The 16,076-nt window shown below is 40.6% G+C and carries 17 protein-coding genes; 9 read left to right on the forward strand and 8 right to left on the reverse strand.

The features are described 5' to 3' along the window. Positions 1–2 precede the first annotated feature (2 nt). The 3 genes from purH to DPV95_RS06845 form a co-directional block, all read right to left on the reverse strand. A complete protein-coding gene (gene purH, locus DPV95_RS06835; protein ID WP_049367206.1) occupies positions 3–1,601 on the reverse strand; it encodes a bifunctional phosphoribosylaminoimidazolecarboxamide formyltransferase/IMP cyclohydrolase in 1,599 nt (532 codons plus the stop codon). Between the two features lie 171 nt (positions 1,602–1,772). Next, complete coding sequence (locus tag DPV95_RS06840) at positions 1,773–2,171, reverse strand: DoxX family protein (protein ID WP_005695441.1); 399 nt, start codon at positions 2,169–2,171, stop codon at positions 1,773–1,775. A 115-nt stretch (positions 2,172–2,286) separates the two neighbouring features. Further along, positions 2,287–4,053 carry a protein-disulfide reductase DsbD gene (locus DPV95_RS06845; protein WP_049367207.1) on the reverse strand — a complete coding sequence of 589 codons (1,767 nt, stop codon included), beginning with the start codon at positions 4,051–4,053 and terminating at the stop codon, positions 2,287–2,289. 180 nt (positions 4,054–4,233) lie between these two features. On the opposite strand from DPV95_RS06845, the gene arcA reads away from it, so the two are divergent. The 4 genes from arcA to ykgO all read left to right on the forward strand — a co-directional run bounded on the left by arcA (position 4,234) and on the right by ykgO (position 6,117). Further along, positions 4,234–4,947, forward strand: coding sequence for a two-component system response regulator ArcA (arcA, locus tag DPV95_RS06850; RefSeq protein WP_049367208.1), 714 nt, complete (start codon positions 4,234–4,236; stop codon positions 4,945–4,947). 112 nt (positions 4,948–5,059) lie between these two features. Then, positions 5,060–5,542, forward strand: a complete 483-nt coding sequence (smpB, locus tag DPV95_RS06855; protein ID WP_014064114.1) for an SsrA-binding protein SmpB — start codon at positions 5,060–5,062, stop codon at positions 5,540–5,542. A gap of 161 nt (positions 5,543–5,703) precedes the next feature. Continuing rightward, positions 5,704–5,970 (forward strand): type B 50S ribosomal protein L31, encoded by a 267-nt coding sequence (locus DPV95_RS06860; RefSeq protein WP_005695437.1) that lies wholly within the window; start codon positions 5,704–5,706, stop codon positions 5,968–5,970. Between the two features lie 9 nt (positions 5,971–5,979). Beyond that, positions 5,980–6,117 carry a type B 50S ribosomal protein L36 gene (ykgO, locus tag DPV95_RS06865; RefSeq protein WP_005695435.1) on the forward strand — a complete coding sequence of 46 codons (138 nt, stop codon included), beginning with the start codon at positions 5,980–5,982 and terminating at the stop codon, positions 6,115–6,117. Positions 6,118–6,167: 50 nt separating this feature from the next. On the opposite strand, the gene cgtA is transcribed toward ykgO, so the two are convergent. The 4 genes from cgtA to rplU all read right to left on the reverse strand — a co-directional run bounded on the left by cgtA (position 6,168) and on the right by rplU (position 9,061). Then, positions 6,168–7,340, reverse strand: a complete 1,173-nt coding sequence (gene cgtA, locus DPV95_RS06870) for an Obg family GTPase CgtA (protein ID WP_049367209.1) — start codon at positions 7,338–7,340, stop codon at positions 6,168–6,170. Positions 7,341–7,367: 27 nt separating this feature from the next. After that, positions 7,368–8,285, reverse strand: coding sequence for a DMT family transporter (locus tag DPV95_RS06875; protein WP_049367210.1), 918 nt, complete (start codon positions 8,283–8,285; stop codon positions 7,368–7,370). Between the two features lie 186 nt (positions 8,286–8,471). Beyond that, the gene (gene rpmA / locus DPV95_RS06880; RefSeq protein WP_005539872.1) at positions 8,472–8,729 is read right to left on the reverse strand and encodes a 50S ribosomal protein L27; all 258 of its coding nucleotides are present in this window, start codon (positions 8,727–8,729) and stop codon (positions 8,472–8,474) included. Positions 8,730–8,749: 20 nt separating this feature from the next. Continuing rightward, complete coding sequence (gene rplU, locus DPV95_RS06885; protein WP_111406854.1) at positions 8,750–9,061, reverse strand: 50S ribosomal protein L21; 312 nt, start codon at positions 9,059–9,061, stop codon at positions 8,750–8,752. Between the two features lie 229 nt (positions 9,062–9,290). On the opposite strand from rplU, the gene ispB reads away from it, so the two are divergent. Further along, on the forward strand, positions 9,291–10,280 hold the full coding sequence (ispB, locus tag DPV95_RS06890) for an octaprenyl diphosphate synthase (RefSeq protein WP_005697829.1): 990 nt from the start codon (positions 9,291–9,293) through the stop codon (positions 10,278–10,280). A 1-nt stretch (position 10,281) separates the two neighbouring features. Continuing rightward, complete coding sequence (locus DPV95_RS06895; RefSeq protein WP_049367211.1) at positions 10,282–11,022, forward strand: epoxyqueuosine reductase QueH; 741 nt, start codon at positions 10,282–10,284, stop codon at positions 11,020–11,022. Positions 11,023–11,070: 48 nt separating this feature from the next. Here DPV95_RS06895 and DPV95_RS06900 read toward each other — a convergent pair whose 3' ends face one another. Further along, complete coding sequence (locus DPV95_RS06900) at positions 11,071–11,376, reverse strand: cell division protein ZapA (protein WP_049362360.1); 306 nt, start codon at positions 11,374–11,376, stop codon at positions 11,071–11,073. Between the two features lie 160 nt (positions 11,377–11,536). On the opposite strand from DPV95_RS06900, the gene polA reads away from it, so the two are divergent. The 3 genes from polA to DPV95_RS06915 are packed head-to-tail and all read left to right on the forward strand — an operon-like array spanning position 11,537 to position 15,984. Further along, on the forward strand, positions 11,537–14,335 hold the full coding sequence (polA, locus tag DPV95_RS06905) for a DNA polymerase I (RefSeq protein ID WP_111406855.1): 2,799 nt from the start codon (positions 11,537–11,539) through the stop codon (positions 14,333–14,335). Positions 14,336–14,346: 11 nt separating this feature from the next. Then, positions 14,347–14,661: a cupin domain-containing protein gene (locus DPV95_RS06910; protein ID WP_065285547.1), complete on the forward strand. Its 315-nt coding sequence runs from the start codon at positions 14,347–14,349 to the stop codon at positions 14,659–14,661. A gap of 18 nt (positions 14,662–14,679) precedes the next feature. Continuing rightward, the gene (locus DPV95_RS06915) at positions 14,680–15,984 is read left to right on the forward strand and encodes an L-cysteine desulfidase family protein (RefSeq protein WP_111406856.1); all 1,305 of its coding nucleotides are present in this window, start codon (positions 14,680–14,682) and stop codon (positions 15,982–15,984) included. Positions 15,985–16,076: the final 92 nt, after the last annotated feature.

The following is a 16,076-nucleotide window of genomic DNA, read 5'->3' on the forward strand; positions in this document are numbered from 1 at the left end:
AATTAATGACGGAAATGTCTCATTCCTGTTAATACCATCACCATATTATGTTCATCCGCTGCATCAATGACTTCTTGATCGCGCATTGAGCCACCTGGATGGATCACACATTGGATCCCTACTTTCGCCGCTGCATCAATACCATCACGGAATGGGAAGAATGCATCAGATGCCATTACACAACCAGCTACGGTTAAGCCTTCGTCCTGCGCTTTGATACCTGCAATTTTGGCCGAATACACACGGCTCATTTGACCTGCACCAATGCCGATGGTTTGATTATCTTTGGCGTAAACAATCGCATTGGATTTCACGAATTTTGCCACTTTCCAGCAGAATAATAAGTCTTTTAATTCTTGTTCAGTTGGCTGACGTTTACTTACTACTTTTAAATCACCCAAACCAACCATGCCTAAATCCGCATCTTGTACTAATAAACCGCCGTTTACACGTTTGAAATCCAAACGTTCGGAACGTGACGTCCATTCACCACATTCAAGCAAACGAACATTTTTCTTACGTTTCACGACTTCTTGTGCTTCAGCAGAAACTTTCGGCGCAATAATCACTTCAACGAATTGGCGCTCCACAATTTCATTCGCAGTTTTTTCGTCTAATTCACGGTTGAACGCAATAATGCCGCCAAATGCAGAAGTTGGATCGGTTTGGTAAGCACGATTATAGGCGTCTAAAATATCTTTACCTAAAGCCACACCGCATGGATTAGCGTGTTTCACAATCACACAAGCTGGCTCATCAAATTCTTTCACGCATTCAAGTGCCGCATCGGTGTCTGCAATATTATTGTAAGACAAGGCTTTACCTTGGAGTTGATTAGCCGTAGCCACGCTCGCCTCTTTCACATTCAAATCAACATAGAAGGCAGCATTTTGATGGGCGTTTTCGCCGTAACGCATGGGTTGTTTACGCACGAAGTTAAGGTTTAAAGTCCGTGGGAATTGACCGCACTTCGCATTGGCATCTTCTTCCTCTGCCACATGATATGGTTTCACCATTTGTCCAAAGTAGTTGGCAATCATGGAGTCATATTGAGCAGTATGTTCAAATGCTTTAATCGCAAGATCAAAACGGGTTTCAAGCGTTAGGCTGTTTTGATGTTTATCCATCTCTGCAAGAATTGCATTGAAATCACCATTATTTACCACGATCGCTACATCCTTATGGTTTTTCGCTGCAGAACGCACCATAGTTGGGCCACCGATATCGATATTTTCTACCGCATCAGCCAAGGTACAATCTGGTTTAGCCACAGTGGCTGCAAACGGATATAAATTCACGACAACCATATCAATGCCTTCAATGCCATGTTGCTGCATGATCGCATCATCTGTACCACGACGACCAAGAATCCCACCATGTACTTTTGGATGCAAGGTTTTCACACGACCGTCCATCATTTCTGGGAACCCCGTATAATCAGACACTTCAGTCACCGGCAAACCATGTTGCTCCAACAATTTTGCAGTACCGCCTGTGGAAAGTAGTTTTACACCACGCTGTACTAAGCCTTGAGCAAATTCTACGATACCGGTTTTATCAGAAACACTCAGTAAAGCCTGACGAATTGGACGATCTGTCATTACATTTTCCTTTAATTAAATGGTTAAAAATAAGCGCGGGGAATTATAACGCAAACGTTTGCGTTTATGTAGAAAAAATTTTATTGGTAAGCACACTTAAAAGTGTGTGATTTATTTAATTGATTAAAAAAAGCCCGCAAAATGCGGGCAATAAATTAATGAGATTATTGATTAACGTTTGCGGTTGTCTAGAGAAAATGCGCCGGCACCAGCAAACACAAAATAGAAGAACACTAAAGAATAAAATAAAGCAAGTTCACCACCGTTCGCGATTGGGAAGAACAAATTCCCTTTACCTGCTACATGCATGAAGAAATATGCATAAGCCATTTGACCTGAAAGGATAAATGCCGCTGGGCGAACAAATAAACCTAAAATTAATAAGATTGAACCGACAATCTCAATTATCCCACCAACGATCATTAGTGGATCACCCACCGCACCATTACCACCAGTCATTGACACTGGGAATTCCCAGAATTTCGCTGTACCGTGCAAGATAAACATATAGGCAGCGATAATACGTAATAAAGCTAAAACATACGGAGAATATTTTTCTAAGTTTTTCATAAAGTTTACCTCATAAAAATAAAAAGTGATTTGAGAACGGGTTTATATTAATGATTAACTTAACACTAAACAATACCTTAAATCGAAAAGGACTTTTTACGATTAAGAAATAATTTTATGGTTTACTGATTTTCTCAATCCATTGTAGAAACTCAACAGGCGGCATGAATCCGTTAACACGACTCCCCTCGATTTCTTTTCCATCTTGATTAAAGAACAAAATAGTCGGTAAACCTAGCACTTTATATTTTGTCATTAAAGCACGGTTTTCTTCAGAGTTTTTTGTCATATCAACTTGAAGGAGCAACATATCGCCAAAGGTTTTTTGTACACGAGGATCGCTAAATGTTTCTTTTTCAAACTCTTTACAAGCCACACACCAATCCGCATAAAGATCGAGCATCACCAGCGATTTGTTATTTCCCGCCAGTGCTTGTTGCAATTCAGCTTCACTTTTCACTTGTTTAAATTCAACGTGAGAAACCAATTTATTTTCGACTGCACTTTGTGCAGAGCCTTCACCCCAAACCCATGCTTGAAGCGGTTTTACACTAATCATCGCTGCCACTAAAAATAGAATTCGGAATAACCAACCTGTACCATTCTTCGGCATTTGGAAAGCAAACCAAATGAAAAATGCAGTACCGAGCATCGCCCATAATCTTGGTGTCCATTCATCTGGTAAAATACGAGAAATTAAGAATACCGGTAATGCGAGCATCACAAAGCCAAAGAGCTTTTTGACCGTTTCCATCCACATACCTGATTTAGGCAGGATTTTATTACCGAATAAAGTGATTAAAATAAGTGGTACGCCCATCCCTAATGCAAGCAAATAAAGCGTAATCGCACCAGTGAATAAATCGCCACTCTGCGCCACATAAAGCAAGGCTCCTGAAAGCGGTGCTGATGTACAAGGTGAAGCGACAAGTCCCGCAATCATCCCCATTAAAAACACGCCACCAAAGGCACCGGCTTTTTGCTGTTGGCTAAGTAAAGATAGTTTTGTTTGTAATGAGCTTGGAAGCTGTAAGGTAAATACCCCGAACATCGACAAAGCTAACAAAACAAAGATGATTGATAAGCCAATCATCACATAAGGATGTTGTAAAGCGACTTGGAATGGCAAACCAATTGCTGCCACTATCAAGCCTAGTAAGGTATAAGTCAGCGCCATCCCTTGCACATATACAAAACTTAATGCGAAAGCGCGCCACATATTAGGGCGTTGATTTTGACCAATTACTATTGCTGAAAGCAACGGTAGCATTGGCAGCACACAGGGGGTAAAAGCCAAACCTAAGCCCAATAAGAAAAAACCAAATACGGCATATTTGCTATTAAATAAACTTTCCGCTAAACGATCTTGCTCTGCTTTAGGTTGTTCTGAAAGTGCGGTCGATTTTTCCGATGTTTTTTTAGTATCGGTAACCTGGACAATAGGCAAATCCGCCACTTTAATTTCTTTCACTTCAGGAGGATAACAAAAGCCCTCAGTACAACCTTGGTAAGCAATTTCAATCACATCTTCTGCTTTTAATGGCGGCTGGCTTGCTTTAAAAATAGCTTGTACCGGCTTTTTGAAAATCTTCATTAAGCCAAAATAAGGATCGTTATAATCTTCAGGTGAAATAGAAAATGTCGGCACATCAAAGGATGAGGTTTCCGCTTGGTTAAGTTTCACGGAAATTTTCTCTTGATAGAGATAATACCCTTCTGCAATTGACCAATTGACGATCACATTTTCTTGATTATCGCTTTTCGCAGCTGAAAATTGAAAAGCGTCATCCACAGGTAAGAAAGCTGATTTTTTATCAAAAAGACCAGCTTGAGTGGAAAGTGCGGTAAAAATAAAAAATAAAAAAAGAAGAATTCGTTTCATCATAAAGTTCCATTTGTTGTTCCTGTTAAAATTCTAGCATAGATGAACAGAATGTTAAGAATTTATGACTTAGATCATAAAATTAAATGTAATTTAAAAAAATGACCATACTTTTCTGTTGTTACAGCAATGTTACAATTATAGAATATACTCATAATAAAGTATAACAAGGAGCAATGAATGGCTACCCCAAAAATCCTCATCGTGGAAGATGAAGCGGTAACCCGTAATACATTAAAAGGAATTTTTGAAGCTGAAGGTTATGAGGTATTACAAGCACAAGATGGTGCAGAAATGTATCGTCAGCTAAATTCAGAAACGGTTAATCTCATTGTATTAGATATCAACTTACCTGGTAAGAATGGTTTATTACTAGGTCGTGAATTACGTGAAAAAACACCTATCCCTTTGATTTTCCTCACTGGACGAGATAATGAGGTCGATAAAATTTTAGGTTTAGAAATCGGAGCCGATGATTATCTTACAAAGCCATTTAACCCTAGAGAACTTACTATTCGTGCACGAAATTTATTACATCGCACGATGACATTAAATGGTAAAGAAGCCCATTTACAACGTGAGAACTATCGTTTTAATGGTTGGACGCTGGATTTAAATAGCCATAATTTAATTACACCAGAAGGCGTTGAATTTAAATTGCCTCGTAGTGAATTTCGTGCCATGTTGCATTTCTGTGAAAACCCAGGCAAATTGCAAACACGTGAAGAATTATTGCAAAAAATGACAGGGCGTGAATTAAAACCACAAGATCGTACTGTAGATGTAACAATTCGTCGTATTCGTAAGCATTTTGAAGATCATCCTAATACACCAGAAATCATTGCTACCGTGCATGGTGAAGGCTATCGTTTCTGTGGTGAATTAGAAGAGTAATCTATCATTAAGTAATAAAAGGCTGAGTCAAATCAGCCTTTTGTTTTTTGCTATCCACGGCGAGATTCGGTAAAATCAACGCCAATTTACGATTAATGAACAACGGATAACAATGACCAAGAAAAAAGTCAAAGTCGGCTCCAATACCATTGCGTTAAACAAACGAGCTCGACATGAATATTTTATTGAAGATGAAATTGAAGCCGGCCTTGAATTACAAGGTTGGGAAGTGAAATCAATGCGCGCAGGTAAAGCCAATATCAGCGACAGCTATATCATTTTTAAAAACGGTGAAGCCTATTTATTTGGTGCGACCATTCAACCATTAAGCTTGGCCTCTACTCACGTGGTTTGCGATCCGACGCGTACACGTAAGCTTTTATTGAATAAACGTGAACTAGATAATCTTTTCGGTAAATCAAGCCGTGATGGTTTTACTATTGTTGCCCTTTCTCTTTATTGGAAAGGTCCTTGGGCGAAGATCAAAATCGGTCTTGCGAAAGGTAAAAAACAACATGATAAACGTGATGATATTAAAGAACGTGAATGGAAAGTGGCGAAAGAGCGTATTATGAAAAACGCGCATCGTGGATAACTCCCCCCTCCAAACAGACAAAATGCCTTTCAACCGAAAGGCATTTTTCTTTTTCTCAATATGAAAAAAATTCTCATGGTTATGAATAAAAGTATATTGATAATCATTCTCTTTTAAATTAGTATCTTCACCCAATTATTTCCGTCATATAAGGAGTTCTAATGAAAAAAGGCATTCATCCTGAAAATTATCGTACCGTTTTATTTTACGATTCCAATGCGAAACAAGGCTTTCTCATCCGTTCTTGCGCTAAAACTAACAACACCATGAAATGGGAAGATGGTAACGAATACCCTGTATTTATGTGTGATACCTCATCTGCATCTCACCCGTTTTATACCGGTAAAACCCGTCAAATTGGGAATGAAGGTCGTGCAAGTGAATTTGCAAACCGCTATGGTAAATTTGGTGCATTTAAATCAAAATAGGAATATTCAATGAAAGTATTATCTTCGCTAAAAAGTGCAAAAAATCGTCCTGGCTGCAAAATTGTTCGCCGCCACGGTGTCGTCTATGTCATTTCGAAAACCAACCCTCGCTTTAAAGCTCGCCAAGGTGGAAAAAAGAAAGGTTAAAGGAAATAAAAAAGAGCGGTCAAATTTCCGCTCTTTTTTTCATTTAGGCATTAAGGTTTGTAAATAAACTCAACGCCTTCTTCATCTTCTTCGTCCCAATCATCCCAGTCATCATCTTCATCATCAAATTGATGTTCAGCAAGCTGTTCTTGATGGTAGTCTTCCCATTTGAATTTCACTTCTTCTGGTTTATTTTCTTCTACTTCCGCATCTCGTGGATTCGCTTCAATGAAATCCATAATATCACGACAAAGTGGTGGCACATTTTTACCGGTTGCGGCAGAAATGAGGTGATAGCCATCTTCCCAACCAAGACGTTCGGTAATCTCTTGTGCTCGTTCATGCGCCTCTTCTTCAGTCATCGTATCAATTTTGTTGAAGACTAACCAACGCGGTTTATCTGCCAATTTTTCGCTATATTGGAATAATTCTGACTCGATGATCGCAATATTATCAGCAGGATCGGATTCATCAATTGGGTTAATATCTACTAAATGAATTAACACACGACAACGTTCTAAGTGTTTTAAGAAACGAATCCCTAAACCCGCACCATCCGATGCACCTTCAATCAATCCAGGAATATCTGCCACCACAAAGCTATGGCTCTCATCCACTTTCACTACGCCTAAACTTGGTACTAAAGTAGTAAATGGATAATCTGCAACTTTTGGTTTTGCAGCTGAAACCGCACGGATAAAAGTAGATTTACCTGCATTCGGTAAACCAAGCATCCCGACATCCGCAAGAAGCATTAATTCTAATAATAAATCGCGTTTTTCACCTGGAGTACCCATAGTTTTTTGGCGAGGTGCGCGGTTCACTGAAGATTTAAAACGCGTATTACCTAAACCATGATAACCACCTTTCGCCACTAACATTTTGGCACCATGCTTCGTTAAATCGCCAAGTACTTCTTTGGTGTCATTATCAATTGCACGCGTTCCCACCGGCACACGTAACGTAATATCTTTACCGCGGCGACCGGTACAATCTGAGCTGTGGCCATTCTCACCACGTTCTGCGGCGAAACGTTTCGTAAAGCGATAATCGATTAAGGTATTTAAGTTTTCGTCTGCAACCAAATAAACATCACCGCCATCACCGCCATCGCCGCCATCTGGGCCGCCTTTAGGGATAAATTTTTCACGGCGGAAACTCACACAACCGTTTCCGCCATCCCCTGCTTCCACTCGAATCAGGGCTTCATCAATAAATTTCATAAAAACTCTCCAATATTTAACCGCACTTTACTTTGATTGCGGTAATAACTTATGTCCGATTGCCGACAAAATTGCTCCGCATACTACAACAAACGCCCCAATATAGCTAATCATATTTAATTCTGGCGCGGCAAAATTATCAGGGCTCACATAATGCGCAAGATGAGCAAAGAAAATTGTAAATAGTGGCACCAAGGTTATCACAACGCTTACTTTAGAAACCTCCCAGCGATTAAGGGCTTCAGCATAGGCACCATAACCAAATAAGGTATTTAAGCAACAATAAGCTAAACAACCAAATGCTAACAGGCTAAGTTCTCTTACTTGTGAAAATTCAGCAACAGGCGTAAATACTAAAAGGCAGCCGAAATACATCATTAATAAAATCTGTTGCGAACTAAAACGACGAAGCATGAGCTTTTGCGCCATACCATAAGCAACCCAAACTAATGAAGCCGTTAGGCTTAACAATACACCTGTTAAATAGCCACTCTCTCCTTTAAATACGTCAATCTTATCATTGAAGAAAAGTACTAATCCAGCCAACAACAAACCTAAACCAATCTTTTGATGCAATCCGAGCTTTTCTTTAAAGACAAAAAGACCGCAAATCAACATGCCAAAAGAAGAAAAATGAATAAAAATTTGAGCTGAAGAAGGATCGATAAACTTAAGTGAGCTATTGAATAAAAAGAAATTACCTGCTAATCCTGCAACACCAATAAGCACAAGCCAAATGAAACGACCACCTTTCAAAATTTGTGGCAATTTTTTCTTGTAACCAAGCAAAATCAATAGTGCAAGAGAAGCTACCGTAAATCGATACCAGACGATCGTTTGTGGTGTCATCACTGATAGAACCTGTTTTAACGCAATAGGTAAAGATCCCCATGCCATCGCTGTAATTAAAGCAAATAGAAATCCCAAAAGAGGTTGTTGTTTCATGATGTCTTCCTTTATTTGGCTAAAGCACAGTTAGGAATTCAGGTAAATTTCATTCTAAGAAATATTGAAGAGAATGAATGACAGTGCCAAGATAACAGATTTGATTAATGATTGTAAATCAAAGGTAAGAAAACAAAGAAAACGCCCCACAGATAATGCGGGGCGTTTATCAAATCAGATGTAAAATTATTCAGTTACAATACTTACGTATTTACGGCTTTTCTCGCCTTTCACTTCAAATTTTACTTTACCGTCAGCGGTAGCAAATAAGGTGTGGTCACGACCCATACCCACGTTGTTACCTGCGTGGAATTTAGTACCACGTTGACGTACAATGATGCTACCTGCTAATACAGATTCGCCACCGAAACGTTTAACACCAAGGCGTTTAGCTTCAGAATCACGACCGTTACGAGTTGAACCACCAGCTTTTTTAGTTGCCATCTACTTGATCTCCTCTGAAATTATGCTTGAATCCCAGTGATTTTCACTTCTGTGAACCACTGACGATGACCTTGTTGTTTACGGCTGTGTTTACGACGACGGAACTTAACGATTTTAACTTTATCGCCACGACCTTGTGCCACAACTTCAGCCACTACTTTTGCGCCAGCTACTACTGGTGCACCAATTTTAACATCTTCACCATTAACGACCATCAACACTGAGTCGAACTCAACTGTTGAGCCAGTTGCAAGTTCAAGTTTTTCTAAACGAACTACTTGACCTTCGCTCACACGGTGTTGTTTACCGCCACTTTGGAAAACTGCGTACATAAATACTCCGCTATAAATTGTGCTTCTCCGTTACTATTTTCGGTCCGCACTTCAAAATTCATATAAATAGGTCGCAAATTCTACGGAAAAAACAACTCGATCGCAAGCACTTATTTGCAATAAAATAAAAAAAAGCGCTTTTCCTCGAGTTTAATTTCAGAAACCTTGAAAAATCGGGTAAAATTCACCGCACTTTCTTTTATATACACAACCATCGAACCAAATGAAGATGAACAAACAAGATTTAATGGATATGCACGCAATCCAAGCATTAACCGATGCGGATATGCAGAAAGTCAACCAAGCCATTCTAGCACAAATTAACTCCGATGTGCCGATGGTTAATCAACTTGGTTTTTATATTGTACAAGGTGGCGGGAAACGTATTCGACCACTTATTGCGGTCTTAGCTGCGCGTGCATTAGGCTATGAAAGCGATAAAGTAGCCACTTGTGCGACCTTTGTAGAATTTATTCACACCGCGTCTTTATTACATGATGATGTGGTAGATGAATCTGATATGCGTCGTGGTCGCGCAACGGCAAACTCTGCCTTTGGTAATGCGGCTAGCGTATTAGTAGGCGACTTCATTTATACTCGTGCATTCCAGTTAGTGGCACAGTTACAATCGCTAGATATTCTTCGCATTATGGCAGATGCCACCAACGTATTGGCTGAAGGTGAAGTTCAACAATTGATGAATGTGAACGATCCCGATACCACGGAAGAAAGCTATATGCGTGTGATTTATAGTAAAACAGCACGCTTATTTGAAGTGGCGGCACAATCTGTTGCGATTGTTGCAGGTGCTGAAAAATCAATTGAAACAGCATTTCAAGAATATGGTCGCTATCTCGGTACCGCATTCCAATTAGTAGATGATGTGTTAGATTACAGCGCTAACGCTGCCGCATTAGGCAAAAATGTGGGTGATGACCTCGCCGAAGGTAAACCGACTCTTCCTTTATTACACGCAATGCGTCATGGTAATCCACAACAAGCCGCACTTATTCGCGAAGCCATTGAACAAGGCGGAAAACGTGATGCAATCGATGAAGTGCTTGCGATTATGGCAGAACATAAATCCCTCGATTACGCAATGGATCGTGCAAAACAAGAAGCCAAAAAAGCAGTTGATGCCATTGCCTTATTACCAGAAAGCGAATACAAAAAAGCCTTAATTTCACTGGCTTATTTATCGGTAGATCGAACTTATTAATATGACTGAAGAACAAATTCAACCGCAAAGTGCGGTCGATTCTCAACCTAAATTGCAAAAACCACGTAAACAAAAAGTACGCAAGGATCCCAATGCGCCTTTTATTCGTGAAAAACTCGAATTACCTGAAGGACATAATAAGTTACTTCTCCACTCCTGCTGTGCGCCTTGCTCAGGTGAAGTGATGGAAGCCATTTTGGCCTCTGGTATTGAGTTTACAATTTATTTTTACAATCCGAATATTCATCCATTAAAAGAATATTTAATTCGTAAAGAAGAAAATATCCGCTTTGCCCAAAAATTTGGGATTCCGTTTATTGATGCTGACTACGATCGCCAACAATGGTTTGATCGCGCAAAAGGCATGGAGTGGGAGCCTGAACGTGGCATCCGTTGCACTATGTGTTTTGATATGCGTTTTGAAAAAGCCGCTGAATATGCTCATAAACATGGTTTCCCTGTGTTTACTAGTTGCCTTGGTATTTCTCGCTGGAAAGACATGGATCAAATTAATGGTTGTGGGCACCGTGCAGCTGAAAAATATGATGATGTAATTTATTGGGATTACAACTGGCGTAAAGCTGGCGGATCACAACGCATGATCGAAATCAGTAAGCGTGAACGTTTTTATCAGCAAGAATATTGTGGCTGCGTTTATTCTTTACGAGACAGCAATAAATGGCGTGAAGAAACAGGGCGACAAAAAATTGAAATTGGTCAACTCTATTACACGCCCGATTAAAAATACATAAAAAAAGAACCGCACTTTCAACATGCGGTTCTTTTTTATTTAATCGACGATAAGACGCCCACCTAATGCATTCTCTAAAGAATGATCTAACTGCTGAATTCGCGTACATAACACGTTTTCAATCTGGGCATTTTTATTCTTTTCTTGGGTTAATTCAAAACTTAAATTCAAGGCAACAATAGAAAGCACACGGTCTAATTGCAATAAACCTGTACGCTCTTTCATCTCAGACACTTGAAGATCTAAATTACGCGCCGCTTGACGCAAAATCTCTTCTTGTTCGGCAGGGACATTCAAGCGCAGCACTTGCCCTAATACAACAACTTCAACCAGTTTTAATGACATGTTATTCCCTTATGTTGAATGCTCAAGTGCTCCTATTATGCCACAGCCAAATGCCTTCGTCATAATTTTTACGTTTAATTGACCGCACTTTATCCGTTCGCCCCATTTCGCAATTTACGCTATAATGCGACACTTTTCATTATTTTTGAACGGAATATTTATGCCAACTATTGCTCCTAATCCATTAGTCCTAGTGGACGGTTCATCTTATTTATATCGTGCTTTTCATGCTTTTCCGCCACTCACCAATTCTGCTGGCGAGCCGACTGGTGCCATGTACGGTGTATTAAACATGCTCAAAAGCCTGATTTCGCAAGTGCAACCGAGCCATATTGCGGTAGTCTTTGATGCAAAGGGCAAAACTTTCCGTGATGAAATGTTTGAACAATATAAATCCCATCGTCCACCGATGCCCGACGATCTGCGCAAACAAATTCAGCCGTTACACGATATTATCCGAGCCCTTGGCATTCCTCTTTTAGTCATTGAAGGCGTGGAGGCTGACGATGTCATTGGTACCTTAGCAGTAGCGGCTTCCAAAGCGAATCAAAAAGTCTTGATCAGCACCGGCGATAAAGACATGGCTCAGCTAGTGGACGACAACATTATGTTGATCAACACCATGAATAATACCTTATTGGATCGCGATGCCGTGATTGAAAAATACGGTATTCCACCGGAACTCATCATTGATTACTTAGCACTAATGGGCGATAGCGCCGATAATATTCCAGGCGTAGCGGGTGTCGGTGAAAAAACCGCACTTGGTCTCTTGCAGGGTATCGGAAGTATGGCAGAAATTTATGCCAACTTAGACAAAGTGGCTGAACTGCCAATTCGTGGGGCAAAAAAATTAGGGAATAAATTATTGGCTGAAAAAGAAATGGCCGATTTATCCTATCGTCTTGCTACGATCAAAACCGATGTAGCCCTCGATATTACGCCAGAGCAACTCACCCTTGGTGCAAGCAATAACGATCAACTCACTGAATATTTCGGCCGTTATGAATTTAAACGTTGGCTCAATGAAGTGATGAATGGTGCTGATTCCATCACCAATAATAATGAACAACCGACTAAGATTAATCACTATCAAGCCACGCCTGCGCTTGCTCAAGACAATAGCGATGAAGCATTGCCGGCAATTCAAATTGATCGTAGCCGTTATGAAACCTTGCTCACCGAAGCAGATTTAACTCGTTGGGTGAAAAAACTCAATCAGGCCAAACTTTTTGCCCTAGATACAGAAACCGATAATTTAGATTATATGGCCGCCAACTTAGTGGGGATTTCCTTTGCGTTAGAAAACGGTGAAGCAGCTTACTTACCGCTGCAATTAGATTATTTAGGTGCACCGAAAACCCTTGAAAAAACAACCGCACTTACGTTATTAAAACCCGTTTTAGAAAATCCCGCTATTCAAAAAGTCGGGCAAAACTTCAAATATGACCTCACTATTTTCGCCCGTAATGGCATTGATGTGCAAGGTGTGGCTTTCGATACCATGTTGGAGTCCTATGTGCTCAATAGCACTGGTCGTCATAATATGGATGATCTAGCGAAACGTTATTTAGGGCATCAAACCATTAGTTTTGAAGAAATTGCAGGCAAAGGTAAAAATCAGCTGACCTTTAACCAAATTCCATTAGACCAAGCCGCCGAGTACGCTGCGGAAGATGCTGATGTGACAATGAAACTGCAACAAGTACTATGGGAAAAACTCTCTAAAGAACCCACTCTTGAAAAACTCTTTAAAGAAATGGAATTGCCATTGTTAGGCGTACTTTCCCGTATGGAACGTCGTGGTGTCTTAATTGATAGCGATGCACTATTCCTACAATCTAATGAAATCGCTAACCGTTTAAGTGAATTAGAAGAACAAGCTTATGTCTTGGCAGGGCAGCCATTTAATTTAGCCTCAACCAAACAATTACAGGAAATTTTGTTTGATAAATTAGGTTTACCAGTCATTCAAAAAACACCAAAAGGTGCACCATCCACTAACGAGGAAGTGTTGGAAGAACTCGCATTTAGTCATGAATTACCGAAAGTGTTGGTAGAACATCGTGGTCTCAGCAAACTAAAATCCACCTACACCGACAAATTACCACAAATGGTAAATCCGCAAACGGGTAGAGTGCATACTTCCTATCATCAAGCGGTGACAGCTACCGGTCGTCTTTCATCAAGTGATCCGAATCTGCAAAACATTCCGATTCGTAATGAAGAAGGTCGCCGTATTCGTCAAGCCTTCATTGCGCGAGAAGGCTTTACCGTCGTCGCAGCCGACTATTCTCAAATCGAGCTACGCATTATGGCACACCTATCGCAGGATCAGGGCTTAATTAATGCTTTTACCCAAGGCAAAGATATTCACCGCTCTACCGCGGCTGAAATCTTTGGAGTGGCACTGGATGAAGTAACTTCCGAGCAACGCCGCAATGCCAAGGCAATTAACTTCGGTTTAATTTACGGTATGTCAGCTTTTGGCTTATCTCGCCAACTTGGTATTGGCCGTGCCGATGCCCAGAACTATATGGATTTGTATTTCAAACGCTATCCTGGCGTACAAACCTTCATGCACGATATTCGCGAAAAAGCCAAAGCCCAAGGCTATGTGGAAACCCTATTCGGCCGTCGTTTATATCTGCCGGACATCAACTCTTCTAATGGTATGCGCCGTAAAGCTGCCGAACGTGTAGCAATCAATGCGCCAATGCAAGGCACCGCCGCAGACATTATCAAACGTGCCATGATTCAATTGGATCAAAAACTACAAAACGATCCCGATATTGCGATGATTATGCAGGTGCACGATGAATTAGTGTTTGAAGTGCGGTCAGAAAAAATCGCGTTTTATAGCGAGCTCATCAAAACACAAATGGAAAGCGCGGCTGATTTGGTGGTGCCATTGATTGTAGATGTGGGGCAAGGCACTAACTGGGATGAGGCTCACTAAGGAATATAGTCATGAATAAAGTTATTCAAAGTCAGCACTTTAAAGCAGAACGTGCTTGGGGAGCACTTGATATTACCAATATGAATGGTATTTCGGTGCGTCTTCACTGGACAGATAAGCCTTACAAATGGCATATCAATGACGGTGAAGAAGTCTTTGCTGTCATGGATGGTACGGTGGAAATGCGCTACAAAGAAGATGGCCAAGAGAAAACCGTATTGCTCCATACAGGTGATATTTTTTATGCGGGTATCGGTACCGAACATGTTGCTCATCCACAAGGTGAAGCGCGCATATTAGTCATAGAGAAAGAAGACAGCATTTAACAGATTAAAAAGAATTTTATGAATCAAGAAAGACTCAACGAAATCGAAAAATCATTAATTCAAATTGTAGAACGCGATGTGGTTCCGGCACTTGGCTGTACTGAACCCATCTCTTTGGCGCTTGCAGCAGCAACAGCGGCTAAATATTTAGGCAAAACACCTGAACGCATTGAAGCTAAAGTATCACCAAACTTAATGAAAAATGGATTGGGCGTTGCAGTACCGGGAACGGGCATGGTGGGCTTGCCTATTGCTGCCGCAATTGGTGCTTTAGGCGGTGATCCTGAGGGGGAATTAGAAGTATTAAAATACATCACACCAGAACAAGTATCCCAAGCCAAGGCAATGCTTGATAAAAAACTCGTTAATGTCGATATTCATCAAACTGAGCATATTTTATATTCAGAAGCGGTGTTGCTTGCCGATAATGACCGAGTGAAAGTCGCTATTCAAGATCAACACACAAACATCATTTTGATTGAAAAAAATGGTGAAGTTATTTTTGAGAAAGAACACGATGAAGGCACTGATTGCGATCCTTATAATATTTTCAATCAGGTGAGCGCACGTGAAATCTTTGAATTTTCTTGTGAAGTCGAACTCGATAAAATCCGCTTTATAGGACAAGCTGCCGCACTCAACCGCGCTCTGTCTAACGAAGGATTGCGCGAAAATTATGGTTTACATATTGGCAGAACGTTACGCAAACAAGTTGGTAGTGGCTTAATGTCAGACGATTTGCTCAGCAAAATTATGATCGAAACCACCGCAGCCTCCGATGCGCGTATGGGAGGAGCCACATTACCAGCGATGAGTAATTCAGGTTCAGCTAACCAAGGTATTGCCGCCACTATGCCCGTGGTTGTGGTCGCCGATTATTTAAACGTGAGTGAAGAAAAACGTCTCCGTGCCCTCTTCTTATCACACTTAATGGCCATTTATATCCACAGTAAATTACCCAAACTGTCAGCCCTTTGTGCGGTAACAACCGCATCGATGGGAAGCTGTGCGGGTATCGCCTATTTACTTACGGGTAAATTCGAAACCGTGAGCATGGGGATTTGCAGCATGATTGGTGACATCAGCGGAATCATCTGCGATGGCGCATCCAATAGCTGTGCAATGAAAGTGTCCACCAGTGTGGCTTCCGGCTATAAATCAGTTCTCATGGCAATGGATGAAACCCATGTTACGGGTAATGAAGGTATCGTTGAACACGATCTCGATCGCACTATCGACAATCTATGCTCAATTGCTTCTAAGAGTATGCATCACATCGATCGCCAAGTGATTGAAATTATGGTGAGTAAACCCTGCCCTTAACATCGAAATAACTTACGATAAAGTGCGGTCAGAAAAACACACAAATTTCTGACCGCACTTTTTTTATATCAAAAAAACATATTTTCTAGCTA

The sequence above is a fragment of the Haemophilus parainfluenzae genome (assembly GCF_003252755.1).
GTDB classification, from domain to species: domain Bacteria; phylum Pseudomonadota; class Gammaproteobacteria; order Enterobacterales; family Pasteurellaceae; genus Haemophilus_D; species Haemophilus_D parainfluenzae_N.

Bases quoted from the DNA above. Each gene is read 5' to 3' on its own strand.
- smpB (WP_014064114.1), top strand. From the start codon at position 5,060: ATGACCAAGAAAAAAGTCAAAGTCGGCTCCAATACCATTGCGTTAAAC.
- cgtA (WP_049367209.1), bottom strand. From the start codon at position 7,340: ATGAAATTTATTGATGAAGCCCTGATTCGAGTGGAAGCAGGGGATGGC.
- ispB (WP_005697829.1), top strand. From the start codon at position 9,291: ATGAACAAACAAGATTTAATGGATATGCACGCAATCCAAGCATTAACC.
- ykgO (WP_005695435.1), top strand. From the start codon at position 5,980: ATGAAAGTATTATCTTCGCTAAAAAGTGCAAAAAATCGTCCTGGCTGC.
- DPV95_RS06900 (WP_049362360.1), bottom strand. From the start codon at position 11,376: ATGTCATTAAAACTGGTTGAAGTTGTTGTATTAGGGCAAGTGCTGCGC.
- rpmA (WP_005539872.1), bottom strand. From the start codon at position 8,729: ATGGCAACTAAAAAAGCTGGTGGTTCAACTCGTAACGGTCGTGATTCT.
- polA (WP_111406855.1), top strand. From the start codon at position 11,537: ATGCCAACTATTGCTCCTAATCCATTAGTCCTAGTGGACGGTTCATCT.
- rplU (WP_111406854.1), bottom strand. From the start codon at position 9,061: ATGTACGCAGTTTTCCAAAGTGGCGGTAAACAACACCGTGTGAGCGAA.
- DPV95_RS06840 (WP_005695441.1), bottom strand. From the start codon at position 2,171: ATGAAAAACTTAGAAAAATATTCTCCGTATGTTTTAGCTTTATTACGT.
- arcA (WP_049367208.1), top strand. From the start codon at position 4,234: ATGGCTACCCCAAAAATCCTCATCGTGGAAGATGAAGCGGTAACCCGT.
- DPV95_RS06860 (WP_005695437.1), top strand. From the start codon at position 5,704: ATGAAAAAAGGCATTCATCCTGAAAATTATCGTACCGTTTTATTTTAC.
- purH (WP_049367206.1), bottom strand. From the start codon at position 1,601: ATGACAGATCGTCCAATTCGTCAGGCTTTACTGAGTGTTTCTGATAAA.
- DPV95_RS06910 (WP_065285547.1), top strand. From the start codon at position 14,347: ATGAATAAAGTTATTCAAAGTCAGCACTTTAAAGCAGAACGTGCTTGG.
- DPV95_RS06875 (WP_049367210.1), bottom strand. From the start codon at position 8,285: ATGAAACAACAACCTCTTTTGGGATTTCTATTTGCTTTAATTACAGCG.
- DPV95_RS06845 (WP_049367207.1), bottom strand. From the start codon at position 4,053: ATGAAACGAATTCTTCTTTTTTTATTTTTTATTTTTACCGCACTTTCC.
- DPV95_RS06915 (WP_111406856.1), top strand. From the start codon at position 14,680: ATGAATCAAGAAAGACTCAACGAAATCGAAAAATCATTAATTCAAATT.
- DPV95_RS06895 (WP_049367211.1), top strand. From the start codon at position 10,282: ATGACTGAAGAACAAATTCAACCGCAAAGTGCGGTCGATTCTCAACCT.